At 52.7% G+C, this 25,294-nt stretch carries 23 protein-coding genes; 15 read left to right on the top strand and 8 right to left on the bottom strand.

The features are described 5' to 3' along the window. The first annotated feature begins 162 nt into the window (after positions 1-162). The 3 genes from EAH77_RS05120 to proY all read left to right on the top strand — a co-directional run bounded on the left by EAH77_RS05120 (position 163) and on the right by proY (position 4,605). A complete protein-coding gene (locus tag EAH77_RS05120; RefSeq protein WP_140470719.1) occupies positions 163-1,266 on the top strand; it encodes a cobalamin-independent methionine synthase II family protein in 1,104 nt (367 codons plus the stop codon). A gap of 446 nt (positions 1,267-1,712) precedes the next feature. Then, positions 1,713-3,032 (top strand): branched-chain amino acid transport system II carrier protein, encoded by a 1,320-nt coding sequence (brnQ, locus tag EAH77_RS05115; RefSeq protein ID WP_140470718.1) that lies wholly within the window; start codon positions 1,713-1,715, stop codon positions 3,030-3,032. Positions 3,033-3,180: 148 nt separating this feature from the next. Further along, positions 3,181-4,605: a proline-specific permease ProY gene (proY, locus tag EAH77_RS05110; RefSeq protein WP_140470717.1), complete on the top strand. Its 1,425-nt coding sequence runs from the start codon at positions 3,181-3,183 to the stop codon at positions 4,603-4,605. A gap of 141 nt (positions 4,606-4,746) precedes the next feature. On the opposite strand, the gene ggt is transcribed toward proY, so the two are convergent. The 3 genes from ggt to EAH77_RS05095 all read right to left on the bottom strand — a co-directional run bounded on the left by ggt (position 4,747) and on the right by EAH77_RS05095 (position 8,186). Continuing rightward, the gene (gene ggt / locus EAH77_RS05105; RefSeq protein ID WP_140470716.1) at positions 4,747-6,510 is read right to left on the bottom strand and encodes a gamma-glutamyltransferase; all 1,764 of its coding nucleotides are present in this window, start codon (positions 6,508-6,510) and stop codon (positions 4,747-4,749) included. Positions 6,511-6,794: 284 nt separating this feature from the next. Then, the gene (locus EAH77_RS05100; RefSeq protein WP_101075463.1) at positions 6,795-7,397 is read right to left on the bottom strand and encodes a peroxiredoxin C; all 603 of its coding nucleotides are present in this window, start codon (positions 7,395-7,397) and stop codon (positions 6,795-6,797) included. Positions 7,398-7,604: 207 nt separating this feature from the next. After that, positions 7,605-8,186 (bottom strand): ACP phosphodiesterase, encoded by a 582-nt coding sequence (locus tag EAH77_RS05095; RefSeq protein WP_140470715.1) that lies wholly within the window; start codon positions 8,184-8,186, stop codon positions 7,605-7,607. Between the two features lie 135 nt (positions 8,187-8,321). Here EAH77_RS05095 and queA point away from each other — a divergent pair, with 135 nt between their 5' ends. The 6 genes from queA (at position 8,322) to EAH77_RS05065 (ending at position 15,613) form a co-directional block, all read left to right on the top strand. Continuing rightward, the gene (gene queA, locus EAH77_RS05090; protein ID WP_140470714.1) at positions 8,322-9,392 is read left to right on the top strand and encodes a tRNA preQ1(34) S-adenosylmethionine ribosyltransferase-isomerase QueA; all 1,071 of its coding nucleotides are present in this window, start codon (positions 8,322-8,324) and stop codon (positions 9,390-9,392) included. A gap of 101 nt (positions 9,393-9,493) precedes the next feature. Next, positions 9,494-10,618: a tRNA guanosine(34) transglycosylase Tgt gene (gene tgt / locus EAH77_RS05085; RefSeq protein WP_140470713.1), complete on the top strand. Its 1,125-nt coding sequence runs from the start codon at positions 9,494-9,496 to the stop codon at positions 10,616-10,618. 168 nt (positions 10,619-10,786) lie between these two features. Next, positions 10,787-11,119, top strand: coding sequence for a preprotein translocase subunit YajC (gene yajC / locus EAH77_RS05080; protein ID WP_140470712.1), 333 nt, complete (start codon positions 10,787-10,789; stop codon positions 11,117-11,119). Positions 11,120-11,146: 27 nt separating this feature from the next. Next, positions 11,147-12,994, top strand: coding sequence for a protein translocase subunit SecD (gene secD / locus EAH77_RS05075; protein WP_140470711.1), 1,848 nt, complete (start codon positions 11,147-11,149; stop codon positions 12,992-12,994). A gap of 10 nt (positions 12,995-13,004) precedes the next feature. Further along, a complete protein-coding gene (gene secF / locus EAH77_RS05070) occupies positions 13,005-13,976 on the top strand; it encodes a protein translocase subunit SecF (protein WP_140470710.1) in 972 nt (323 codons plus the stop codon). Between the two features lie 242 nt (positions 13,977-14,218). After that, entirely contained in the window at positions 14,219-15,613 is a 1,395-nt protein-coding gene (locus EAH77_RS05065) for a cytochrome-c peroxidase (RefSeq protein ID WP_140470709.1), read from the top strand. Between the two features lie 69 nt (positions 15,614-15,682). Here EAH77_RS05065 and EAH77_RS05060 read toward each other — a convergent pair whose 3' ends face one another. After that, on the bottom strand, positions 15,683-16,252 hold the full coding sequence (locus EAH77_RS05060) for a DUF3251 domain-containing protein (RefSeq protein ID WP_140470708.1): 570 nt from the start codon (positions 16,250-16,252) through the stop codon (positions 15,683-15,685). A 204-nt stretch (positions 16,253-16,456) separates the two neighbouring features. On the opposite strand from EAH77_RS05060, the gene nrdR reads away from it, so the two are divergent. The 6 genes from nrdR (at position 16,457) to pgpA (ending at position 20,940) form a co-directional block, all read left to right on the top strand. Further along, on the top strand, positions 16,457-16,906 hold the full coding sequence (gene nrdR, locus EAH77_RS05055; protein ID WP_140470707.1) for a transcriptional regulator NrdR: 450 nt from the start codon (positions 16,457-16,459) through the stop codon (positions 16,904-16,906). Between the two features lie 23 nt (positions 16,907-16,929). After that, a complete protein-coding gene (ribD, locus tag EAH77_RS05050; RefSeq protein ID WP_140470875.1) occupies positions 16,930-18,039 on the top strand; it encodes a bifunctional diaminohydroxyphosphoribosylaminopyrimidine deaminase/5-amino-6-(5-phosphoribosylamino)uracil reductase RibD in 1,110 nt (369 codons plus the stop codon). Between the two features lie 180 nt (positions 18,040-18,219). After that, positions 18,220-18,690, top strand: a complete 471-nt coding sequence (gene ribH, locus EAH77_RS05045; RefSeq protein WP_140470706.1) for a 6,7-dimethyl-8-ribityllumazine synthase — start codon at positions 18,220-18,222, stop codon at positions 18,688-18,690. Between the two features lie 20 nt (positions 18,691-18,710). Next, positions 18,711-19,130, top strand: coding sequence for a transcription antitermination factor NusB (gene nusB, locus EAH77_RS05040; RefSeq protein WP_140470705.1), 420 nt, complete (start codon positions 18,711-18,713; stop codon positions 19,128-19,130). 251 nt (positions 19,131-19,381) lie between these two features. Next, complete coding sequence (gene thiL / locus EAH77_RS05035) at positions 19,382-20,368, top strand: thiamine-phosphate kinase (RefSeq protein WP_140470704.1); 987 nt, start codon at positions 19,382-19,384, stop codon at positions 20,366-20,368. A gap of 77 nt (positions 20,369-20,445) precedes the next feature. Continuing rightward, positions 20,446-20,940, top strand: coding sequence for a phosphatidylglycerophosphatase A (gene pgpA / locus EAH77_RS05030; protein ID WP_140470874.1), 495 nt, complete (start codon positions 20,446-20,448; stop codon positions 20,938-20,940). A 77-nt stretch (positions 20,941-21,017) separates the two neighbouring features. On the opposite strand, the gene EAH77_RS05025 is transcribed toward pgpA, so the two are convergent. The 4 genes from EAH77_RS05025 to xseB all read right to left on the bottom strand — a co-directional run bounded on the left by EAH77_RS05025 (position 21,018) and on the right by xseB (position 25,201). Beyond that, the gene (locus EAH77_RS05025) at positions 21,018-21,992 is read right to left on the bottom strand and encodes an aldo/keto reductase (protein WP_140470873.1); all 975 of its coding nucleotides are present in this window, start codon (positions 21,990-21,992) and stop codon (positions 21,018-21,020) included. 148 nt (positions 21,993-22,140) lie between these two features. Beyond that, complete coding sequence (gene dxs, locus EAH77_RS05020; protein ID WP_140470703.1) at positions 22,141-24,003, bottom strand: 1-deoxy-D-xylulose-5-phosphate synthase; 1,863 nt, start codon at positions 24,001-24,003, stop codon at positions 22,141-22,143. A gap of 19 nt (positions 24,004-24,022) precedes the next feature. After that, on the bottom strand, positions 24,023-24,952 hold the full coding sequence (ispA, locus tag EAH77_RS05015) for a (2E,6E)-farnesyl diphosphate synthase (RefSeq protein WP_140470702.1): 930 nt from the start codon (positions 24,950-24,952) through the stop codon (positions 24,023-24,025). A 6-nt stretch (positions 24,953-24,958) separates the two neighbouring features. Next, the gene (xseB, locus tag EAH77_RS05010) at positions 24,959-25,201 is read right to left on the bottom strand and encodes an exodeoxyribonuclease VII small subunit (RefSeq protein ID WP_140470701.1); all 243 of its coding nucleotides are present in this window, start codon (positions 25,199-25,201) and stop codon (positions 24,959-24,961) included. Positions 25,202-25,294 lie beyond the last annotated feature (93 nt).

Genomic DNA, 25,294 nt, shown 5'->3' with positions numbered 1-25,294 from the left:
CGTCCTATGAAAAATCCTCGTTTGTCGGTGAAACCTTTGCGTGACAGGATAGCCTTAAAGATGTTTAGCCATCCAGATGGCTTTATGTAACTTAAGGTGATTATTTACTTTGTAAATTATTCGCTCTTCGCCAGCGGCGGGGTGCGCATTCAGGAGATTTTCATGCAACGTACAACCCCTCCATTCCGTGCTGACGTCGTTGGCAGTTTTTTACGCCCGGCAGCCATCAAACAGGTGCGTAAGCAGTTTCAGGCAGGTGAGATCGATGCCGGGCAGTTGCGTGCGGTCGAAGATAAAGAAATTCGCCGAGTAGTTGAGTTGCAACGGGAAGCCGGTTTAGCGGTCGTGACTGACGGCGAGTTCCGCCGCGCGTGGTGGCATTTCGATTTCTTCGAGGGGCTGGACGGCGTGGAAGGCTACGATGCGGTGCAGGGGATCCAGTTCAACGGCGTGCAGACCAAGGCACGCAGCATCAAAGTCACCGGCAAGCTGGGGTTTAGCGATCATCCGATGCTGGAAGATTTCCGCTTCCTGAAAAGCATCAGCGGTTCTGCCACGCCGAAAATGACCATTCCGAGCCCAAGCGTGATGCATTTCCGCGGTGGCCGTGATGCGATCAGCAAAGAGATTTACCCGGATCTGAAAGCGTATTTTGACGATCTGGCGCAGGTGTACCGTGACGCAATCAAAGCGTTCTACGACGCCGGTTGCCGTTATCTGCAACTTGATGACACCGTGTGGGCTTACTTGTGTTCCGAAGATCAGAAGCAGCAGATCCGCGAACGCGGTGATTCGCCAGAGGAGTTAGCGCGTACTTACGCCGATGTGCTTAATAAAGCCATTGCCGGCAAACCAGACGATCTGGTGATTGGTCTGCACGTGTGCCGTGGTAACTTTCGCTCCACCTGGATCTCCGAAGGCGGATACGAGCCAGTGGCTGAAATTCTGTTCGGCGGCGTTAATATCGATGCTTTCTTCCTGGAATATGACAACGAGCGCTCCGGTGGATTTGAACCGTTACGTTTCATCAAACCGGGCCATCAGCAGGCGGTGCTTGGCTTGATTACGACGAAATCAGGCCAACTGGAGCTGGCGAAAACGGTGGAAAACCGTCTGACGGAAGCGGCTGAATTTCTTGATATCAACCAGATTTGCCTTAGCCCGCAATGCGGTTTTGCCTCGACGGAAGAGGGAAACAGCCTGACTGAAGAGCAGCAGTGGGCGAAGCTGAAACTGGTGGTGGATATCGCTGCCCGGGTTTGGTGATGGTTGAAAATCAGTAGCTTAACGCTTGGTTAACACTTTATAAACGTGCGTGAAATGACCGTAACCTGGTTGTTTCACGCACTTTTAGGGGCATTCGTGTATATCTTGTGCTTTGCTTGTTGAAAAATCATACATATCATGTGATGTGTTTCGATGCTTATTTAGTACTATTTACTGCTTTTAAGTAATTATCTGGTGAAAGACTCTGCTTTTTGGATCGCGACTTGCCTTTCCGCACTATAAACGTTTACCTTAGCCCGCGCTGTCGCTCGATATTCCCTGTATAACAACTTCTTTATCTGCATATCATCAGGCGTTTATAAGCTCCTTTCTGCCCTCACATTGGCGTTAATGGCCGCACCTCACGGCATTATCTTCATGACGAAAGAGCAGGGTGCCAGCATTGGTTACTTTTATTCATTTGAACAGGCATCACGACACCTATCATGAGTACTCGTTTAGCAAGCAAAGATATTCTGGCGCTGGGTTTTATGACCTTCGCCTTATTCGTCGGTGCCGGGAATATCATTTTCCCACCGATGGTCGGTTTACAAGCCGGGCATGAAGTCTGGTGGGCTGCTGCCGGATTTATGGTGACGGCGGTCGGCCTTCCTGTCATGACCGTCATTGCGCTGGCGCGCGTCGGTGGCGGTGTTGACGCCCTGAGTACGCCGATTGGCCGCGCTGCCGGTTTACTGCTGGCCACGGTCTGCTATCTCGCCGTTGGCCCTCTGTTTGCAACACCGCGTACCGCAACCGTTTCTTTCGAAGTGGGTATCGCGCCCCTGACCGGTGATGGCCCGCTGCCGTTGTTTATTTATAGCGTGCTCTATTTTGCGCTGGTGATTGGTATCTCCCTTTATCCTGGGAAATTACTTGATACTGTCGGTCACTTCCTGGCACCGCTGAAGATGGTCGCACTGGCTGTGTTGGGCATTGCTGCCGTGTTGTGGCCTGCTGGGCAGAGCATTCCGGCTACCGACGCCTATCATGCTGTGCCGTTCTCCACCGGGTTCGTCAATGGTTATCTGACCATGGACACGCTGGGCGCGATGGTGTTCGGGATTGTCATTGTCAATGCGGCGCGTTCACGTGGCGTTACGGATGCCAAATTACTGACCCGTTACACCATACTGGCGGGTTTGATTGCCGGTGTTGGCCTGATGCTGGTCTACCTGAGCCTGTTTAAACTCGGTAAAAACAGTGCTTCACTGGTGCCGGATGCTGCCAACGGTGCGGTGATCCTGCATGCCTATGTTGAACATACTTTCGGTGGTGTCGGCAGCTTCTTCCTGGCCGCTCTGATATTTGTCGCCTGCATGGTGACGGCGGTTGGCCTGACCTGCGCCTGTGCCGAGTTCTTCGCACAATATCTGCCGCTCTCGTATAAGTCACTGGTGTTTATTCTGGGGCTGTTCTCCATGCTGGTGTCCAATCTCGGCCTGAGCCACCTGATTCAGATCTCCATTCCGGTACTCACGGCGATTTACCCGCCATGTATCGCACTGGTGGTCCTGAGCTTCACACTGCGCTGGTGGAATAACACCACTCGTATTGTGGCGCCGGTGATGCTGGTCAGCTTTGTGTTCGGCATCCTCGACGGCGTAAAAGCGTCCGCGTTGGCTGACTTCATGCCCGCCTGGACCTCACATCTGCCGCTGGCAGCTCAGGGGCTGGCATGGTTACCGCCTTCGCTGGTGATGCTGGTTCTGGTCGGTATCTATGACAAAATCAGCGGTCCGCGCAGTGTCACCGCCCATCAGTGATGTGTATTGATGGTTCACGGACGTGATGTTTAGATCATATAATTGATTTTCGCCACACAGGCCACGGGATCCCTTCCGTGGCTTTTTCATTGGTTTAGATCACCGCCTCTCATCACTTTTGATGAAAACAGGAATTGGATTAATTCACATGCAGCAATCAGTTGAGCAAACGTCTGTTGAGAAAGAGCCGCCTGCAACCAAGCTAAAGCGCGGTCTGACTACCCGACATATCCGCTTTATGGCCCTCGGTTCGGCTATCGGTACGGGCCTGTTTTACGGTTCGGCGGATGCCATCAAAATGGCCGGTCCCAGTGTATTGCTGGCCTATCTGGTCGGCGGGATTATCGCGTTCATTATCATGCGCGCCCTGGGTGAGATGTCGGTTAACAATCCTCAGAGCGGCTCTTTCTCGCGTTACGCGCAAGATTATCTCGGGCCGATGGCGGGTTACATCACCGGCTGGACCTACTGTTTTGAAATCCTGATCGTGGCGATTGCCGACGTGACAGCGTTCGGCATTTACATGGGCGTCTGGTTCCCGGATGTCCCGCAGTGGACCTGGGTGCTGAGCGTGGTACTGATTATCGGCGCGATTAATCTGGTGAGCGTCAGGGTTTTCGGCGAACTGGAATTTTGGTTCTCCTTTTTCAAAGTCTTTACCATCATCATCATGATTGTGGCGGGCTTTGGCATTATTTTCTGGGGCATCGGCAACGGCGGGCAGGCGACCGGCATTCACAATCTGTGGAGCCACGGTGGGTTCTTCAGTCAGGGGATTATGGGCACGATTTTCTCGCTGCAACTGGTGATGTTTGCCTACGGTGGCATTGAAATCATTGGTATTACCGCCGGTGAAGCTGAAGATCCGAAGAAGTCGATTCCTAAAGCGATTAACTCTGTTCCATTGCGTATTCTGGTGTTCTACGTGGGGACGCTGTTTGTGATTATGTCGATTTTCCCGTGGGATCAGGTGGGCACGCAAGGCAGTCCGTTCGTGTTGACGTTCCAGCATATGGGTATCACCGTGGCGGCGGGTATTCTGAATTTCGTGGTGATCACCGCCTCTCTTTCTGCCATTAACAGTGACGTTTTCGGCGTTGGCCGTATGCTGCACGGGATGGCCGAACAAGGGCAGGCGCCTAAAATGTTCAGCAAGGTGTCACGTCTGGGGACGCCGTGGGTCACGGTTTTGGTGATGATGGGCGCACTGCTGATTGCGGTTTATCTTAACTACATTATGCCCTCCAACGTATTTCTGGTGATTGCGTCTCTGGCGACGTTCGCCACCGTCTGGGTGTGGATTATGATCCTATTCTCGCAGATTGGTTTTCGCCGAAAACTCAGTAAACAACAGATTAAAGAGCTGGAATTTCCGTTGCGTGGCGGCATGTACACTTCGGTATTTGGCATCCTCTTCCTGGTGTTCATCATCGGCCTGATCGGTTACTTCCCGGATACCCGCGTATCTCTCTATGTCGGTTTGGTCTGGGTAGTGGTGCTGCTGGTCGGTTACGCGTTTAAGCTGCGTAACGATCGTAAGAAAGAAGCACTGGCGCTAAGCAACCAGGCGTAAGCAAGCACTTACCTTAGGGTAAAGAAAAGCCCCCGATATCATTGCGATATCGGGGGCTTTTTTATTAATGAGTTACCGTTAACCAAAATCATTCGAGTTGTATCAAGGCAGCCAATGCAGAGACAACTTTAAGGATGAGGGTTAATAGCCGATGGCCGCACCCGCGGGTCTGCGTACATCGTTCGCGCCATACAGATAGCCCTCACGGACTTTTCCTGATACTGCCGAGTCGTTACCCGAGTTCGCTGAGACTACGCCAGCTGCGCCCGGTAATCCGACAAGAATCAGCTCTGCTGCGCCCCATGGGGTCTGTTCAACCATTTTGTATCCCATCTTGGCCAGAATATTCAGGCTGTCAGCCGAGACACCGCGCTGCTCGTAATAGACTTCGTCCGGCAACCACTGATGATGGATACGCGGTGCATCGACCGCTTCCTGTGGTGGCATTCCATAGTCGATGACGTTGAGTGCGGTTTGCAGCGTAATGGTGATGATGCGGGAACCGCCCGGAGAGCCGAGCACCATAAAGATTTTGCCGTCTTTGGTCACTAAACTCGGGCTCATCGACGAAAGTGGGCGCTTACCGGGGGCGATAGAGTTGCGGCTGCCCTGTACCAATCCATAGAGGTTTTTCTCCCCAATTTTTACCGTGAAATCATCCATTTCGTCATTGAGGAAGAAGCCAGTGCCAGGGGCTATCACTACGGAACCAAAGCGGCCGTTAACGGTATAAGTGGTGGAGACCGCATTGCCCATTTTATCAACAATCGAGTAATGGGTGGTTTCCGGTTTTTCATGCGGTTCCATCCCGGGTTGAACCTGAGCCGATGGTGTGGCTTTATCCGCTTCAATTTTTTTACGAATTTCTTCCGCGTAGCTTTTGCTGACCAGGCGGTCAATCGGGTTTTTAACGAATTCCGGGTCACCCAGATAGGTATTACGGTCCATATAGGCGTGACGCATGGCTTCGGTTAAATAGTGGATAGACGCCGCTGAGTTGAAGCCCATGCTTTTCAGGTCATAGCCTTCGACGATATTAAGAATTTCACACATCGTCACACCGCCTGAACTCGGCGGTGGTGCTGACACAAACTTATAGCCACGATAGCTACAGGTTATGGGTGCTGTTTCGGTGACTTTATAGCTGGCGAAGTCGGCAGCGGTAAGAATCCCGCCCCCTTTCTTGGAAGCCGCCTCTACTGCCTGAGGAATTTTGCCTTTATAAAACGCATCCGGGCCGCGCTGAGATATGGCTTCAAGCGTATTCGCCAGATCCTTTTGCACCAGTTTGTCGCCCGGTTGCAGGGCAGTGCCATCTTTACGCAGGAAAATACGTGCGGCTTCCGGGTCTTGTTTAAAGCGTTTTACGGTGGTATCGAGAATGTCGGTATCGGCGCGGGTCAGAACAAAGCCCTGGCGGGCCAGCTTAATGGCCGGTGCCATCACCTGTTTGCGGGTCAGCTTACCGTACTCGCGCTGAACGGTATCCATGCCGAGCACGGTGCCGGGGACGCCGGAGGCCAGGTAGCCATACAGACTGGCGTCTTTCTTCACTTTGCCGTCGGCGTCGAGATACATGTCCGCGCTGGCTGCGGCCGGTGCGGTTTCGCGGAAGTTGATAAAGGTATCTTTGCCATCCGCCAGATGGACGGTCATAAAGCCGCCTCCGCCGATATTGCCACAGCACGGATTCACCACGGCCTGCGCATAGCCCACGGCGACGGCGGCATCAATGGCGTTGCCGCCCATCTTCAGAATGTCCACGCCCACTTGTGAGGCCAGGTATTGTGAGGTCACCACCATGCCGTTTTTGGCTTCGACTGCGGGGTTAGAGGCCGCATACAGCGGTGCACTGGACAGCATGGCCAGCGCGATGAGCGATTTTTTCCATGGAATTACCCACATATAAACTCCTGTTTATTACCCTGTCATTTTAATATCAGAACCTTCAGGCTCTTGTGTGATAACGCTTTTTTGATGGCGATCGCGTCCATTTCGCCCAGAGGATCTATGCAAGGTACGCGCCAGTTCTTCAGGCGTTGCACAGCAGGCAAAAGGACGTATTGAGAGTAGCTTTTATTCAGGGGAAGGCGCAGAGATTTGTTACGAATATGTGAAGGAGTTGGAGGGCAGGTAAAAAAAACGGCCAGCGAAGCTGACCGTTATTGACCTTAAAATCCGAAAGAGGATTACAGGTTTGAAGCGTTTTCAGACAGGTATTTAGCTACGCCATCTGGAGATGCGCCCATGCCTTTTTTGCCTTTTTCCCACTGAGCCGGGCACACTTCGCCATGCTCTTCGTGGAACTGCAATGCATCAACCATGCGCAGCATTTCGTCGATGTTACGGCCCAGTGGCAGGTCGTTAACGACCTGGTGACGAACAACGCCTTCTTTGTCGATCAAGAAAGAGCCGCGCAGTGCAACGCCAGCGTCCGGATGTTCAATACCGTAGGCTTTCTGAATTTCGCGTTTGATGTCAGCGACCATCGCGTATTTAACCGGACCGATACCGCCTTTCTCAACCGGCGTGTTACGCCATGCGTTGTGAACGAATTCGGAGTCGAAGGAAACACCTACAACTTCTACGCCACGTTTCTGGAATTCTTCGTAACGGTGATCAAAAGCGATCAGCTCAGAAGGACACACGAAGGTGAAGTCCATTGGCCAGAAGAAAATAACAGTAGGTTTGCCTGCAGTGTGTTTTTTGAAGTTGAAGTTTTCAACAACTTCGCCGCTACCAAGAACTGCTGCTGCGGTGAAATCTGGGGCTGGACGAGTTACCAGGACCATAAGAACTCCTTTATAGTAGGTAAGAGAATAGGATGTATAATTCGCTAGCTAGTATAGGGGCTGAAGACAAGCGAATAAACCCCATCAGACCAATCAATCAGATAGTATCTGGCTATCAGTCTGTGAGTCAGATCCCAGTTTAATCTATGAATAACCGACTGAATTGCATGGAATTGCGTCCTGCCTCACACTATTTCAGGCGGTGAGTCAGATCTGTTGTTTTATCGCCTGTTGCATCATTTGCGGATAAAACTGCCAGAAAAGTTGTTCGAGTGCGTCATAGTTCAGTTCAAGGTCATGGAAAGAACCTGACAGTGCGCTAAGTTTAGGCCGACGTGACGCCATCCCCTTTAATACCTGGCTGATAAACGGCAGGGCGGCATAGCGTTGCATCCAGCGGTCTGGCCACAACCAGGCATTCAGATTTTGAAAGCGCTCAGGCATGTGCGGTAACTGCGGCTCAATTTCCAACTGACAATGGCCGATAAACTCTTCCAGTGAAATATTTGGCACCAGCATGTCCCAGTGGCGTGACAGGAAGTGATCCCACATCACATCAAGTGTGATGGGGGCGACGCGGCGAAACTCTTCACGGAAATAGCTGCGGGCGATTTTGACTTCCGGCAGGCTGTCGGTCATAACGTCAACCCGGCGGTGCATGCGGATCCCGCTGACAATGGTGTCAGAATAAAGCCCTTCGGGATTGCCACGTACGAAGTCAGCCAGCAGGTTACCCAGCAGTGAGCTGTTGGCCAGTGAGGCCAGGTGGAGATGAGCTAAAAAATTCATTCCGGCATTATAGCGCGGAAAACATGACAAAGGACACGTTTGCCGCCCGCTTAATTACGGTAGAAGCTTGCAGCAAAAGGCCCGGACCTCTAGACTAAGCCGCCTGTTTTTGTCCGTTAAGTGAAGTGAAAAGCCATGCGCGTTGCCGATTTTTCTTTTGAACTCCCCGAGTCCCTGATTGCCCGCTATCCGCAGACCCAGCGCAGCGGCTGCCGTTTGTTGTCGCTGGATGGACCGACCGGCGAACTGACGCACGGCATTTTTACGGACCTGCTCGACAAACTGGAGGCGGGTGATCTGCTGGTCTTCAACAATACCCGGGTTATCCCTGCACGCGTGTTTGGCCGTAAAGCCAGCGGCGGTAAAATTGAAGTCCTGGTCGAACGCGTGCTCGATACTAAACGCATTCTGGCGCACGTTCGGGCCTCAAAATCGCCCAAACCGGGCGCAGAACTGCTGTTAGGCGATAACGAAAATATTAAAGCCACTATGGTGGCACGCCACGACACGCTGTTTGAACTCGAATTTAATGAAGATCGCGATGTCTTCACGTTGCTTGATGAAATCGGCCATATGCCGTTGCCTCCTTATATCGATCGCCCTGATGAAGACGCTGACCGTGAGTTATACCAGACGGTTTACAGCGAGCGTCTCGGCGCTGTCGCCGCACCGACCGCCGGTCTGCACTTCGACCAACCGCTGATGGATGCCCTGAAAGAGAAGGGTGTTGAGTTTGCTTTTGTGACGCTGCACGTGGGTGCCGGCACCTTCCAGCCGGTGAGAGTAGAGACTATCGAAGAACATGTGATGCACGCGGAGTATGCCGAAGTGCCTCAGGACGTGGTGGATGCGGTGCTGGCCTGTAAAGCCCGTGGCAAGCGGGTTGTCGCCGTGGGCACTACATCTGTGCGCTCACTGGAAAGTGCAGCCAAAGCCGCAGAGAATGCATTGATTGCGCCATTCTTTGGCGATACTAAAATTTTCATTTATCCCGGCTATCATTATCAGGTGATTGATGCCCTGATCACTAATTTCCACCTGCCTGAATCGACGTTAATCATGCTGGTATCCGCGTTTGCCGGATATAAAAACACGATGAATGCGTACCATCAGGCGGTGGTTGAGCAGTACCGCTTCTTTAGTTACGGTGATGCGATGTTCATCAACCGTAATCCTCTGGCACCGCTTGAAGTGGTCAGCCAGTGATCACCGGCCCGGACGTACTCGGTACATTTGGGCTTAATTTTTCCGCGCATAGTGTCGCGGAGTAAACCTCATCAGACTGTTTCTCTGATGCTGGAGGCAATGTGAAGTACGAATTAAGCACCACCGATGGCCGCGCGCGTCGCGGACGTCTGGTTTTCGAACGTGGCGTGGTTGAAACCCCTGCCTTTATGCCTGTTGGTACTTACGGCACGGTAAAAGGTATGACGCCGGAAGAAGTGAAAGAGACTGGCGCGCAGATCCTGCTCGGCAACACTTTCCACCTGTGGTTGCGCCCAGGTCAGGAGATCATGAAGTTACATGGCGATCTGCATGATTTCATGAACTGGCATGGCCCGATCCTCACCGATTCAGGCGGCTTCCAGGTATTCAGCCTGGGCGCGATGCGTAAGATCAAAGAAGAGGGCGTGCATTTCCGCAACCCGATCAACGGCGATCCGGTGTTCCTCAGCCCTGAAAAGTCGATGGAGATCCAAAATGATCTCGGTTCTGACATCGTGATGATCTTTGATGAATGTACGCCATACCCTGCTGACTGGGATTACGCCAAGCGTTCGATGGAGATGTCACTGCGCTGGGCAAAACGCAGCCGTGATCGTCACAACGAATTGAATAATAAGAATGCTTTGTTCGGAATTATTCAGGGCAGTGTTTACGAAGATTTACGAGATGTATCATTAAAAGGGCTGGTAGATATCGGCTTTGATGGTTACGCTGTGGGCGGCCTGGCAGTGGGCGAGCCGAAAGAGGACATGCACCGCATTCTTGAGCATGTCTGCCCGCAGATCCCAGAAGACAAACCGCGTTATCTGATGGGTGTCGGGAAACCTGAAGATTTGGTCGAAGGCGTGCGTCGTGGCGTAGACATGTTTGACTGTGTTATGCCAACGCGTAATGCGCGCAACGGCCACTTGTTCGTCACCGATGGCATCGTGAAAATCCGTAATGCCCGATATAAAGACGACACCACGACCCTTGATGAGCATTGTGACTGTTACACGTGCCGCAATTATAGCCGTGCCTACTTGCATCATCTCGACCGTTGCAACGAAATACTGGGTGCACGTTTGAATACTATTCATAATCTGCGTTATTACCAGCGTTTGATGGCGGGTTTACGCCAGGCCATTGAAGAGGGTAAATTAGAGCTGTTTGTAAAAGACTTCTACGAGGGTAAAGGGAAAGAGGTTCCGCCTCTAAACTTCTGATTCGTAAAAGTTTTGGAAAACCACGTTCTGATAGCAGATTTTTGATATCACAAGCTGATGTCAACAATTTACCTGGCGTCGCCATTTTGGCGGTGCTTTTAAACGCGTCGATTCAACAGAAACAGGCGGCTTATCGTCATGTTTCATAACAACAATGAGGGAATTTAAATGAGTCTTTTCATTTCCGATGCAGTCGCTGCTTCCGGCGCACCGTCACAGGGAAGTCCTTACTCTCTGGTCATCATGCTGGTGGTATTTGGTCTGATTTTCTATTTCATGATCCTGCGCCCGCAACAGAAACGCTCTAAAGAACACAAAAAACTGATGGACTCCATCGGTAAAGGTGACGAAGTGATGACCACCGGTGGTCTGATCGGTCGCGTAAGCAAAGTAGCCGAAACCGGTTATGTTGTTATCGCGCTGAATGACACCACTGAAGTGATGATCAAGCGTGACTTCGTGGCTGCCGTTCTGCCGAAAGGTACGATGAAGGCTCTTTAATTTTCGATTTTCCCGAAGGGAACTGCCGTGTTAAACCGTTATCCTTTGTGGAAGTATCTGATGCTGATCGTTGTGATCATCGTCGGTCTGCTATATGCACTTCCCAACCTTTATGGTGAGGATCCGGCTGTTCAAATTACTGGCGCTCGGGGCTCCGACGCCAGTGTTGCAACGCTGGACCAAGTCAAAAACGTATTAGATCAAGACAAGATCCAGAGCAAATCTATTGCCCTGGAAAATGGTCAGATCCTTGCCCGCTTTAAAGACACTGATGTACAGCTGCGCGCACGCGAAGCCCTCACCAGCGCCCTGGGCGACAAATTTGTTATTGCACTTAACCTTGCGCCGGCAACGCCGCGATGGTTAAGCATGATGGGTGCTGAGCCGATGAAGCTCGGTCTTGACCTGCGTGGTGGTGTGCACTTCCTGATGGAAGTTGACATGGATACCGCACTGAGCAAGCTGCAAGAGCAGACCATGGACAACATGCGTAGCGATTTGCGCGAGAAAAATATTCCTTACGCGACGGTGCGTAAAATCGACAATTACGGTACTGAAGTCACTTTCCGTGATGCCGCGACCCGTGACAGTGCCATCAGCTATCTCTCTCCACGCCACCGTGATTTGGTGATCAGTGCCAGCGGTAGTAACGCTGCACGCGTTGTGATGACCGATGAGCGTCTGAACGAAGCCCGTGAATACGCTGTTCAGCAGAACATCAATATTCTGCGTAACCGTGTGAACCAGTTGGGTGTCGCTGAGCCACTGGTACAGCGTCAGGGTGCTGACCGCATCGTCGTTGAACTGCCTGGTATTCAGGACACAGCACGCGCTAAAGAAATTTTAGGTGCGACGGCGACATTGGAATTCCGTCTGGTTAATACCAACGTTGATGCCACTGCTGCAGCATCTGGCCGCGTGCCGGGTGACAGCGAAGTGAAAAATACCCGTGAAGGTCGCCCGGTTGTCTTGTACAAGCGCGTGATCCTGACCGGCGATCATATCACTGACTCAACGTCCAACATGGACGAGTACAACCAGCCGCAGGTTAACATCTCCCTTGACAGCGCAGGCGGCAACGCCATGTCTAACTTCACCAAGGACAACATCGGTAAACCGATGGCGACCCTGTTTGTGGAGTACAAAGACAGCGGTAATAAAGATGCCAACGGTCGTTCGATTCTGGCTAAGCAGGAAGAAGTGATCAACGTGGCGACGATTCAGTCACGTCTGGGTAACAGCTTCCGTATTACCGGCGTTAATGATCCGAATGAAGCCCGTCAGCTCTCTCTGCTGCTGCGCGCTGGTGCCCTGATTGCGCCAATTCAGATTGTTGAAGAACGTACTATCGGTCCGACCTTGGGTATGGAAAACATCAAGCAAGGTCTGGAAGCCTGTCTGGCAGGACTTGCGGTCTCAATTATCTTCATGCTGTTCTTCTATAAGAAGTTTGGCCTGATTGCGACCTCTGCGCTGATTGCTAACCTGGTGCTTATTGTTGGGATCATGTCTCTGATACCAGGGGCGACGCTCACCATGCCGGGTATTGCGGGTATCGTATTAACCCTTGCGGTAGCGGTTGATGCCAACGTGCTGATCAACGAACGTATTAAGGAAGAACTTAGTAACGGACGTTCAATACAGCAGGCCATTGAGGAAGGGTACAAAGGCGCGTTCAGCTCCATCTTTGATGCCAACGTTACGACGCTAATCAAGGTCATCATCCTGTATGCCGTCGGCACCGGGGCAATTAAAGGCTTTGCGATTACAACCGGTATTGGTGTAGCGACGTCAATGTTTACCGCAATCATCGGTACCCGTGCCATCGTAAACCTGTTGTACGGCGGCAAGCGCATCAAAAAGCTGTCTATCTGAGGAGTGCGTTGTGGCACAGGAATATACTGTTGAACAATTAAACCATGGCCGTAGAGTCTATGACTTTATGCGCTGGGATTACTGGGCTTTCGGTATCTCCGGTTTCCTGTTGATCCTTTCTATCGCCATTATCGGTGTGAAAGGTTTCAACTGGGGTCTGGATTTCACTGGCGGTACAGTCATCGAAATCTCGCTGGAAAAACCTGCGGATTTGGACGTGATGCGCGCAGCGCTTGAGAAAGCAGGATTCGCAGAACCGCTGGTACAGAACTTTGGTAGCAGCCGTGACATCATGGTACGCATGCCACCGACTAAGGGTGAAACAGGCGGCCAGGTTCTGGGTACCAAAGTTCTTAGCGTGATTAACGAAACGACCAGCCAGAATGCCCAGGTGAAACGCATCGAGTTCGTTGGGCCGAGCGTAGGGGCCGATTTGGCGCAGAACGGTGCTATGGCGCTGTTAGTGGCGTTGATCGCTATCCTGCTTTACGTCGGTTTCCGCTTCGAGTGGCGTTTGGCCGCAGGTGTTGTTATCTCGCTTGCTCACGACGTTGTGATCACCATGGGCGTTATCTCGTTGTTCCATATCGAGGTTGACTTGACCATTGTCGCTTCGTTGATGTCGGTTATCGGTTACTCGCTTAACGACAGCATCGTGGTATCGGACCGTATTCGTGAGAACTTCCGCAAGATCCGTCGCGGGACACCTTACGAAATCTTTAACGTGTCGTTGACCCAGACGTTGCACAGAACATTAATCACATCCGGTACGACGTTAGTCGTGATCCTGATGTTGTATCTGTTTGGTGGTGCAATGTTACGTGGCTTCTCACTGACCATGTTGATTGGGGTGTCGATTGGTACTGCTTCGTCAATCTACGTGGCGTCCGCGCTGGCCCTGAAACTCGGGATGAGACGCGAACACATGTTGCAACAGAAAGTCGAGAAAGAGGGCGCAGATCAGCCTTCAATTCTGCCTTAAGTTGTTCTGACGTGAGTCACTAAAAGCCCCGCACTGCGGGGCTTTTTTATACCTGCTAATCCGCTAATTTAATGATTAATCGTTGAATTCTATTACAGCGATAGGTAATGGACACCGCGCTATTTGACGTTAATCAATCTTTGCCTGTCTGCCCGTCCTCATTATAACTTGCCGGAAATTCAACGGAAAAATATAGCCTGCTGCGGCAGGCTATCGGGAAGTTATCTGGATAGGGAAATTTCATGACAAAAACTAAGAAAATCATAGCGGGTGCCGTTTTGGCCGGAGGCTTGTGCTATCTGGGCACTGTCGTCTATGTTTATCATTTCGACACGCAACGTAGTGGTGTATCCCCGGCGGCGGGACTCACGCCTGAAAATGCCAAGATCCTGAAAACGCTCAATCAAAAAGGGTGTGACTACTGCCATACACCTTCCACGCCTTTACCTTTTTATGCCTCTCTGCCGGTTGCCAAACAACTGATGGATTACGACATCCGTACCGGCACCAAACTCTTTGACCTGCAGCCGATCCGCAAGAGTCTGCTGGAAGGGACGGCTGCCCCCGAGGCCGATCTGGCGAAGATCGAATGGGTGATGCAGTACAACGCAATGCCTCCGACGCGCTATACCGCGCTGCACTGGGCGGGAAAAATGACCCAGGCAGAGCGTGACGACATACTCGGTTGGGTAAAATATCAGCGCCAAACCTACTACAGCACGCCGGGGGGAGCGGTAAAATGGCAGAATGAACCTGTACAAATTCTGCCTAATTCGCTGAGCGTGGATGGCAATAAGGTGGCGTTGGGAACACGTCTGTTTCATGACCCCCGACTTTCCGGCGATGGTACGGTTTCTTGTGCCAGCTGCCATGCACTGGCTTCCGGGGGCGTTGATAGCCGGAAAACATCGATCGGAATAAGAGGGCAAACGGGGCCTATCAATGCGCCAACAGTATTTAACGCCGCGTTTAATCATCAGCAGTTCTGGGACGGTCGTGCCGGTGATTTGCAGGCTCAGGCCGGTGGGCCGCCGCTCAATCCTAAAGAGATGGGATCCGCGTCATGGGATGAGATCATAGCCAAACTTGACCAGGATGCAGGGCTGAAGGCGAAGTTTTTCGAAAGTTATCCGCAGGGCTTAACGGCCTCAACCATCACCGACGCCATCAGTGAGTTTGAAAAAACCTTGCTGACGCCGGACAGTCCGTTTGACCTCTACCTGCGCGGTGATGAACATGCCATCATCACTCAGCAGGCGCATGGGTATCAGCTCTTCAAACAGAATAAATGTGCTACTTGCCATACTGGTAAAACCCTGGGAGGTCAGTCTTATGAGCCGCTTGGCCTCAGGAAGGATTACTTTAACGCTGAGATAACAGATGCAGATATTGGCCGTCTGAATGTGACTAAAAACGAGCGCGACCGTTTTCGCCAGAAAGTCCCAACGCTGCGGAACGTTACCCTGACCGCTCCGTATTTCCACCGGGGAGATGTTGCAACGCTGGACGAGGCCGTGAAGCAGATGATGGTGTATCAGGTTGGCGAAACACCGTCACAACAAGATGTGGATGATATTGTGGCGTTTCTTGGCAGTTTGCAGGGTCACTACCAGCCCTATGTTCTTATGAGAAATTAATATCTGACTGAATAAAAAAAACCGACGTCATTTATGCCGTCGGTTTTTTTATGTCAACGTTAAGGCCGCTCAGGGCTGAGTGACCACCTGCGGTGCTGGCTCAGGGACGGCGGTAATATGATGCAAGCGGATAAAGCCCAGGGTTTCAACGCGAATATTACGCAAACTAATATCCAGCGTTTGCTCAGCGCTTGGCAGCAGGGTTGGAGAACTAGTAATGTTCTGCGTTTGCATATCTACGGTGAGCGGTTTACCGGTTACCGGATCCATTTGCCCCCAGTCAACGGAGGCCGTGAACATCGGTAACGGCTGGCCGGACAGAGCTTTAATATGCAAAATACCCTGCACACCGCTGGCGTCCGGCATGATGTTAGTCAGGGATACACTTAACTCACCGATGTCACTTTTTAGCACCGCAGCACTCTTGGCGGCAGGCAACAAGTACAAGCCATTGTTTGACTGGCGGTTAAGGGTGGTCTGTTGCTCCAGTGCGCTGGCTAAATCGGTCAGGTGCTGTAATTTCTGATTTAACTGGCTGACTTCGGTTTTCAGTTCAGGCAATTGCGGATTTTGCTGTGCGCAACCAGCCAGTGCCAGCAGAGCCGAAACGGCAAATGCTGCGCCAAAATATCTTGTCATGTCAGTGATTTCCTTTTCTGCTGCCCTGTTATTGTTCATCCGTCAGGGCATATAAAGTCATAGAGAGGGTGCTGCGAATGCTCGCTGCCCCCTCTGACGGGTGGCTAAGTTTAACCCGATGTCTGCCAAAGTAGCGACAGCCTTTGTTGTCGTGTCACTTCGCGCTAAACTAGGGGTCAATCGGGTCCGCCATCAGGAAGTGCTATGCATTGCCCATTTTGTGCTGCTGTTGATACGAAAGTCATCGATTCCCGCCTGGTTGGCGATGGATCACAAGTTCGCCGCCGTCGCCAGTGCCTGGTGTGTCATGAACGCTTCACCACTTTTGAAGTGGCTGAATTAGTGATGCCGCGAGTCATTAAAAGTAATGACGTTCGTGAGCCTTTTAATGAAGACAAACTGCGCCGCGGTTTCCTGAAAGCACTGGAAAAGCGCCCGGTCAGTTCTGATGACGTCGAAATGGCCATCAGCCATATCAAATCGCAACTGCGTGCTACGGGGGAGCGGGAAGTTCCGGCCAAAATGATCGGCAACCTGGTAATGGATGCACTCAAAGGGCTGGATAAAGTCGCCTACATTCGGTTTGCTTCGGTATACCGCAGTTTTGAAGATATTCGCGAGTTTGGTGAAGAGATCGCCCGCCTGCAAGATTAAGGAACGTTATGCCCGCTGAACAGTTGCATGCAGATGAAGAATACATGGCGCGCGCGTTTGAACTGGCGCGCCGGGGGCGCTTCACCACGACCCCTAATCCTAACGTCGGGTGTGTGATTGTCCGTGACGGCGAGATTGTTGGCGAAGGCTACCATCTGCGTGCGGGAGAACCTCACGCGGAAGTTCATGCACTGCGCATGGCCGGTGACCGCGCAAAGGGCGCAACGGCGTATGTCACGCTCGAACCGTGCAGTCACCATGGCCGCACGCCGCCTTGCGCTGATGCACTGATTAGTGCAGGTGTCACACGGGTTGTGGCCTCCATGCAGGACCCCAATCCAGAAGTGGCGGGGCGCGGACTTTATCGTCTTAAACAGGCCGGTATTGAGGTCAGCCACGGGCTGATGCACAGCGAAGCCGAAGCAGTAAACCTGGGTTTCCTTAAGCGTATGCGCACTGGTTTTCCCTATGTGCAATTGAAAATGGCCGCTTCGCTCGATGGTCGTACTGCGATGGCGTCCGGTGAAAGCCAGTGGATCACCTCAGCCGCCGCCCGCGCGGACGTTCAGCGCTTTCGCGCCCAAAGCTCGGCTGTCCTCAGCTCCAGCGCCACGGTTCTGGCAGATGATCCCTCCCTCAATGTGCGCTGGAGCGAATTCGACAGCGATACCCAGGCACGCTATCCGCAGGAGAATCTGCGCCAACCACTGCGCATTGTTATCGACAGCCAAAACCGCGTGACGCCGCAGCATAAGCTGGTGAATCAAGCGGGGGAGACCTGGCTGGCCCGTTTACAGGCGGATACGCAGGACTGGCCTGAAGCCACTCAGCAATGGGTGGTGCCGGGGCGTGACAACCGTGTCGATCTGGTCCTGATGATGATGATGCTGGCTAAACGGCAGGTGAACTCGGTGTGGGTTGAGGCCGGTGCTGAGCTAGCTGGCGCGCTGTTACAGGCCGGGCTGGTCGATGAGCTGATTGTTTATATGGCGCCGAAATTACTCGGTGAAAATGGCCGTGCGCTTTGCGTGCTCCCCGGCTTGCAAAGCCTGTCCGATGCGCCACAATTCACCCTCAGCGACGTGCGGCAAGTCGGGGCGGATCTGCGTCTGCGTCTGAAACCCTCCTACTGAAACGGTACTGAATAAAGAGCCGGTGGACATTGCCTCGCCGGTGATATCCTTGTGATTGACATGGGTTTATAAATCGCATGTCCAGACAAGAGAATAATATGATAGAATCCGCCCCCCTGCGGCTGGGCCAGGCTGGGGTTGTTAAACGCTGAACTCTTGAACCCATTTAAAGGAAAACCTATGAACGTTATCGAAGGTGTTGTAGCCACGCCGAACGCGCGCGTAGCAATCGCTATTGCCCGTTTCAACAATTTCATCAACGACAGCCTGCTTTCTGGCGCCATTGATGCCTTGAAACGTATCGGTCAGGTTAGCGACGACAACATCACCGTTGTATGGGTCCCAGGCGCTTATGAACTGCCTTTGGCTACCCGTGTACTGGCGAACAGCGGCAAATACGATGCCGTGATCGCACTGGGTACTGTCATCCGTGGGGGCACTGCCCATTTCGAATTCGTTGCTGGTGAATGCAGTTCTGGCCTGTCCAGCGTTGCCATGAGCAGCGAGATCCCGGTTGCGTTTGGTGTGCTGACGACTGAAAGTATTGAGCAAGCCATTGAACGAGCAGGGACAAAAGCCGGTAATAAAGGTGCTGAAGCAGCCCTGACCGCGCTTGAAATGATTAATGTTATCAAGGCTATTAAGGCCTGAATCTAGTTAAGGGGAAATCCGTGAAACCTGCTGCTCGTCGCCGCGCCCGTGAATGTGCCGTACAGGCAATTTACTCCTGGCAGTTGTCGAAAAATGACATCGCCGATGTTGAATTAGAATTCTTGACTGAGCAGGATGTCAAAGATGTCGACATCACCTATTTCCGCGAGTTGCTGACCGGTGTAGCTACCAATGCTGAGAAACTTGATGCGCTGATGGCTCCGTACCTCTCTCGTCAACTCGAAGAACTGGGTCAGGTGGAAAGAGCGATTTTACGTCTGGCTCTGTTTGAGCTGAGCAAACGTCAGGACGTCCCATATAAAGTGGCCATCAACGAAGCGATCGAACTGGCGAAAACCTTCGGCGCAGAAGATAGCCACAAGTTTGTTAACGGCGTGCTGGATAAAGCAGGCCCACACATTCGTACGAATAAGAAGTAACTGAAAATGTGTTAGTCACACTGCTCGTTGATAATCGTGTGATGTTACATCGCTTACCATAGGCGCTGACTAACCTGTTAAGGCCGGATATCCGGCCTTAATTCATTCTATCTCCTTCATCCTTCAGGTTGCAGGTGTGTTGGCTTCCTCGCTTACCCGAATCACTTACTTTAGTAAGTTCATCGGGATGCGCTTCGTCGCCGTCTTCCTGTACCCCGAATGATTTGGAGCACTCGATCTGGAATTGTACTATGGCATGCGGCGAATTTGATTTAATAGCGCGCTATTTTAACCGGTATAGAACAGCACGCCGGGATGTACAGTTAGGCATTGGCGATGATTGCGCCTTGCTGACTGTGGCAGAAAAGCAGTTATTGGCAGTAAGCACCGATACCCTGGTAGAAGGCATCCACTTCCTCAAGACAATTGATCCGGCAGACCTTGGCTACAAGGCGTTGGCGGTGAACCTTAGCGATCTGGCTGCTATGGGCGCTGACCCTGCCTGGGTTTCTCTGGCGCTGACCTTACCCGAAGTGAACACTGACTGGCTTGAAGCCTTCAGTGACAGCCTGTTTGAACAACTGAATTATTACGGTATGCAGCTGATTGGTGGTGACACTACCCGCGGTCCGCTAAGCATGACTCTCACCATTCAGGGCCTTATCCCGATGGACCGGGCGCTAACGCGCTCCGGGGCTGGCGTAGGCGACTGGATTTTTGTCACCGGCTCCCTCGGTGACAGCGCAGCTGGTCTGGCGATTTTGCTCGACAAGCTTGAGGTTAGCTCCCCGCAGTACCGTAAAACCTTGCTGCAACGTCATTTGCGCCCGACACCGCGCATACTTCAGGGGCAGGCACTGCGTGATCTCGCGACGTCTGCCATTGATATTTCCGACGGCCTGATTTCTGATCTACAGCATGTGCTCACCGCCAGTGGCTGTGGCGCCCGGTTGGATCTCGATGCACTGCCGCTGTCTGAGTCGCTGCTGGCCAGTGTGGACAAAGAACAAGCGCTGAAATGGGCGTTGACCGGGGGTGAAGACTACGAACTTTGCTTTACGGTTCCTGAAATCAATCGCGGTGCATTGGACGTCGCGCTGAGCCATCTCGGTGTCGATTTTACCTGTGTTGGCCAGATAGCCCCGCTTTCTGAAGGCATGAAGTTTATGCGTTCAGGCGCACCGGTTAAGTTGGACTGGCACGGGTTTGATCACTTTGCTGCAGGAGAAACCTTGTGACAAACGAACAAAAACCTATCGGCCATAAAAAACGTCCGGCCAATTACAAAGGTAAAACCGGCGACCACGTGCAGGATATGGCTGCGGCGAAGAAGCGTCTGGATTTACGCAATCCGTGGCATTTACTGGCGACCGGTTTTGGCAGCGGTTTATTTCCTGTCGGCCCCGGTACGGCTGGTTCGATTGCCGCCATTCCTTTCTGGATCCTGCTGACTTATCTGCCGTGGCAGGTTTATTCACTGGTGGTGATGTTTAGCATCTGTATTGGCGTCTATCTTTGTCGTCAAACGGCCAGAGACATGCGCGTACACGACCATGGCAGCATTGTCTGGGATGAGTTTGTCGGGATGTGGATCACGCTGATGGCGTTGCCCACCAATGACTGGCAATGGGTGCTGGCCGGTTTTGTGATATTCCGTATTCTGGATATCTGGAAACCCTGGCCGATCCGCTGGTTTGATCGCAACGTGCAGGGCGGCATGGGTATCATGATTGATGATGTCGTGGCCGGTATTATTGCCGCAGGCATTATTTATCTGGTGGGGCATCACTGGCCACTTGGCCTGTTCTGATCACGACCAGATAAGGAAAGGGCGCTGATGCAGTACGTTCAGCGCCCTTTTTATTTTTGGTTAGCGAAGGGGAAGTGTTACTGGAAGCCGGTTGCAACATGTGGCTGATAGGCCATTTCCAGTTCGGCGATCTCTTCTCGCGACAGTTTTACCTGTAAGGCTGCGATCGCATCGTCAAGATGCTCTGCGCGCGACGCACCGATGATCGGTGCTGTCACTGCCGGTTTAGCCAGCAGCCAGGCCAGCGCTATCTGCGCGCGCGGCACGCCGTGATCTTCTGCCACTTTTGCTACGCGTTCCGCGATTTTCGCATCGGCGGCTTCGGTGGCGTCATAGAGTTGGCTGGCAAATTTATCCGACACTGAACGGGCGGTAGTTTCACCCCACGGGCGGGTCAATTTACCTCGTGCCAGCGGGCTCCACGGCAGCACGGCGATATTTTCCTGCAGGCACAGCGGGTGCATCTCATTTTCTTCCTCACGCTGGATCAGGTTGTATTGATCCTGCATCGAAATAAAACTCGCCCAGCCATTTTTTGCTGAGACATCCAACGCCTGTTTGAATTGATGAGCATGCATGGATGACGCCCCGATATAGCGTGCTTTCCCGGCTTTGACCACGTCATTGAGTGCTTCAAGCGTTTCCTCAATCGGTGTTTCGTAGTCCCAGCGGTGAATTTGTAGCAAGTCAACGTAGTCCATGCCGAGCCGCGTCAGGCTGTCGTCAATGGATTGCATTATTGAAGCACGAGAAAGACCGGGTTTCAGCCCGGTTACCGCATTATAGACTTTGGTCGCCACCACAACGTTGTCGCGCTGGGCAAAATCGCGCAGGGCACGGCCCACAATTTCTTCGCTGCTGCCGTCAGAATAACTGTTGGCGGTATCGAAGAAGTTAATCCCCGCATCCAACGCCTGTCTGATGATCGGGCGGCTGCTCTCTTCGGGCAATGTCCAGGCGTGTGTGCCGCGATCCGGTTCGCCAAACGTCATGCAGCCGAGACACAGGCGCGAAACCTTGAGATCGGTTTTTCCGAGGGTAATAAATTGCATCATTCCTCCTGGTTTTTATTCTTATCAGTGAAAAAGTTAAATACTTAGCACGCTATAACTGTAGCTCACCGTGCGGTGAAATTGAGGAAATTACGGAGAAGAGGCAGAGAAGCCCCTCTTTAATGGTTAAAGAGGGGAATTTGAGGGGTCAGGCTAACCAATCGGTAATTTGACGCTCAATGCCGGCGGCATCAAGACCTAAATCAACGCGAATTTCATCCTGCGTTCCCTGTGGAACAAAGTGGTCTGGCAGGCCGATATTGAGCACCGGCACTATGGTGCGTTTTGCCATCAACAGTTCGTTTACGCCGCTGCCTGCACCGCCCATGATGGCATTTTCTTCCAGCGTCACCAGTACTTCATGGCTGGCCGCCAGTTCGAGGACCAGCGCGTCGTCAAGGGGTTTAACAAAACGCATATCGACCAGTGTCGCATTCAGTTTCTCGGCCACGGCCTGCGCTTCTGGCAATAATGTGCCGAAGTTAAGGATGGCGATTTTCTCGCCTTCACGTCGCACAATACCTTTACCTATTGGCAGCGAAGCCAGAGCTTCGCAGGTCGCGCCCGTTCCGCTGCCGCGCGGATAACGTACAGCAACCGGGCCGCCCTGATAGTGATAACCGGTATGCAGCATCTGGCGGCATTCGTTTTCATCGCTTGGCGCCATGATGATCATGTTCGGAATACAACGCAGGAATGACAGATCAAATGCGCCCTGGTGGGTCTGGCCGTCAGCGCCGACAATACCGCCGCGGTCAATGGCAAACAGCACCGGCAAATTTTGGATCGCCACATCGTGGATCACCTGATCATAAGCGCGCTGGAGAAACGTGGAGTATATGGCGACGATAGGCTTATAGCCGCCAATCGCCAAACCGGCAGCGAAGGTGACGGCGTGCTGTTCGGCGATCGCCACGTCGAAATATTGCTGCGGATATTCACGTGAGAAGCGCACCATGCCAGAACCTTCGCGCATGGCAGGCGTAACAGCCATCAGCTTGCTGTCTTTGGCCGCAGTTTCACACAACCAGTCACCGAAAACTTTCGAGTAGGTCGGCAGGCCTTCTTTGCTTTTTGGCAGTGTGCCCAGTGCCGGATCAAATTTTGGTACCGCATGCCAGCCGATCGGATCTTTTTCGGCTGGCTCGTAGCCTTTGCCTTTTTTGGTCATGATGTGCAACAGCTGTGGCCCTTTCAGGTCACGCATATTTTTCAGCGTTTGCACCAGCGCCAGCACGTCGTGGCCGTCAACCGGGCCGATATAGTTGAAACCAAGCTCTTCGAACAGCGTGCCAGGTACCATCATCCCTTTCAGGTGCTCTTCGGTGCGTCGCACCAACTCTTTGATTGGCGGAATACCAGACAAGACTTTCTTGCCGCCTTCACGCAGTCGCGAGTAAAGCTTGCCGGAAAGCAGCTGCGCCAGATGATTATTCAACGCGCCGACGTTTTCGGAGATCGACATCTCGTTATCGTTGAGCACGACCAGCATGTCAGACTTAATATCACCCGCATGATTCATGGCTTCAAAAGCCATGCCCGCAGTAATGGCACCATCACCAATCACGCAGATAGTGCGGCGGCCTTTGCCTTCGCGCTCGGCCGCTACCGCCATGCCTAAACCTGCACTGATCGACGTCGAAGAGTGGCCGACGGACAGCGTGTCAAACTCACTTTCACCGCGCCATGGGAACGGATGCAACCCGCCTTTCTGGCGGATAGTGGAGATTTTATCCCGGCGGCCCGTCAGAATTTTATGTGGGTAAGCCTGATGACCCACGTCCCACACCAGATGATCAAACGGCGTGTTGTAGACGTAATGCATCGCGACGGTCAGTTCCACCGTGCCCAAACCGGACGCAAAATGTCCGCTGGACTGACTGACGCTGGCCAGCAGATATTGGCGCAGTTCGTCACAAAGCTTAGGCAAGCTCTCTTTTGGGAGCGAACGGAGTTCTTCAGGGTTCTCCGCCAGCGCCAGTGTCGGGTATTTGGCTAGTTCAAGACTCATCAGTTGCTCATAGTAATTATTAATTGTCGCGTTCAATAACGAAGCTGGCTAACGCGAGAAGCGGCGCTGTGTTGTAGGAAAGTGCGGCCAACTGGTCTAACGCAGAGACGGCTTCCTGATAGAGATCCCTGGCTTTCGCCTGTGCGCCGTCCAACCCCAGCAGGGCCGGATAGGTACTTTTGCCGAGGTGTTGATCGGCTCCCTGACGTTTACCCAGTTTCTCGGTATCGCCAATGACATCCAGAATGTCATCCTGTACCTGGAAAGCCAGCCCGATGGCCTGGGAATATTGGTCGAGCACCGGCAGTACTGCTCTGCCCGCCTCACCGGCTGCCAGCGCGCCCAGGCGCACGGCGGCGCGGATAAGCGCCCCGGTTTTGTGGCGATGAATTTGCTCCAGCGCCTGTAAATTTATGTCCTGACCTTCCGCAGCCAGGTCCAGTGCCTGACCAGCACACATCCCTGCCACACCGCTTGCCGCGGCCAGTTCAGAGATCATCGACAGGCGATCTTGCATTCGGACATCGGGCATCGGGCTGTCGGCCAACAGCGTAAAGGCCAGGGTTTGCAGGGCATCACCGGCCAAAATCGCATTGGCTTCGCCAAATTTGATGTGGCAAGTCGGCTGGCCACGGCGCAGATCGTCATCGTCCATCGCCGGGAGATCATCGTGGATCAACGAATAGGCGTGAATACATTCGATCGCCGCCGCCGGTGCATCCAGATTACTGAGATCAACACCGAAAAGCGTGCCGCTAGCATACACCAGGTAAGGGCGCAGGCGCTTGCCGCCGAGCAGGGCACCGTGGCGCATCGCGCCAACCAGCGGGCTGTCAGCAAAAGGTTGCTCATCAATATAAGATGCCAGTGCCCGATCAACCCGTTTTTGCAGCACACGACGCTGGCTGTTGAAATCGGTGATGTCGGCTTGTTGTTCAATATCAGCCATAACAGATCACTCAGCATCCGGGGTAAAAGGCACCAGCGCAGCGTCGTTGTCGCTGTCGAGCAGGATTTGCACCCGTTGCTCCGCCTGTTGTAATTTTTGTTGTCCCTGACGTGCCAGCTGTACGCCGTTTTCAAATTCGTTCAGCGCGTCTTCCAGCGGTAATTCACCTGATTCCAGGCGGATGACAATCTGTTCCAGTTCGGTCAGTGCGGTTTCAAAATTGGCAGGTGGTGCAGCTTTTTTTGGCATAATTCTCTTTCAAACTCGTTGGATCCGATGGGCGGAGCTGCAATATGGCGTTGCGATGCTGAGTGAAGCCCCGGTAGAAATTCCGTATCGACG

The organism is Ewingella americana (genome assembly GCF_006438725.1).
In the GTDB taxonomy this organism is placed as follows: Bacteria; Pseudomonadota; Gammaproteobacteria; order Enterobacterales; family Enterobacteriaceae; genus Ewingella; species Ewingella americana_A.
The sequence above is the reverse complement of the archived record's forward strand: the minus strand, read 5'-3'. Positions and strand labels throughout refer to the sequence as shown.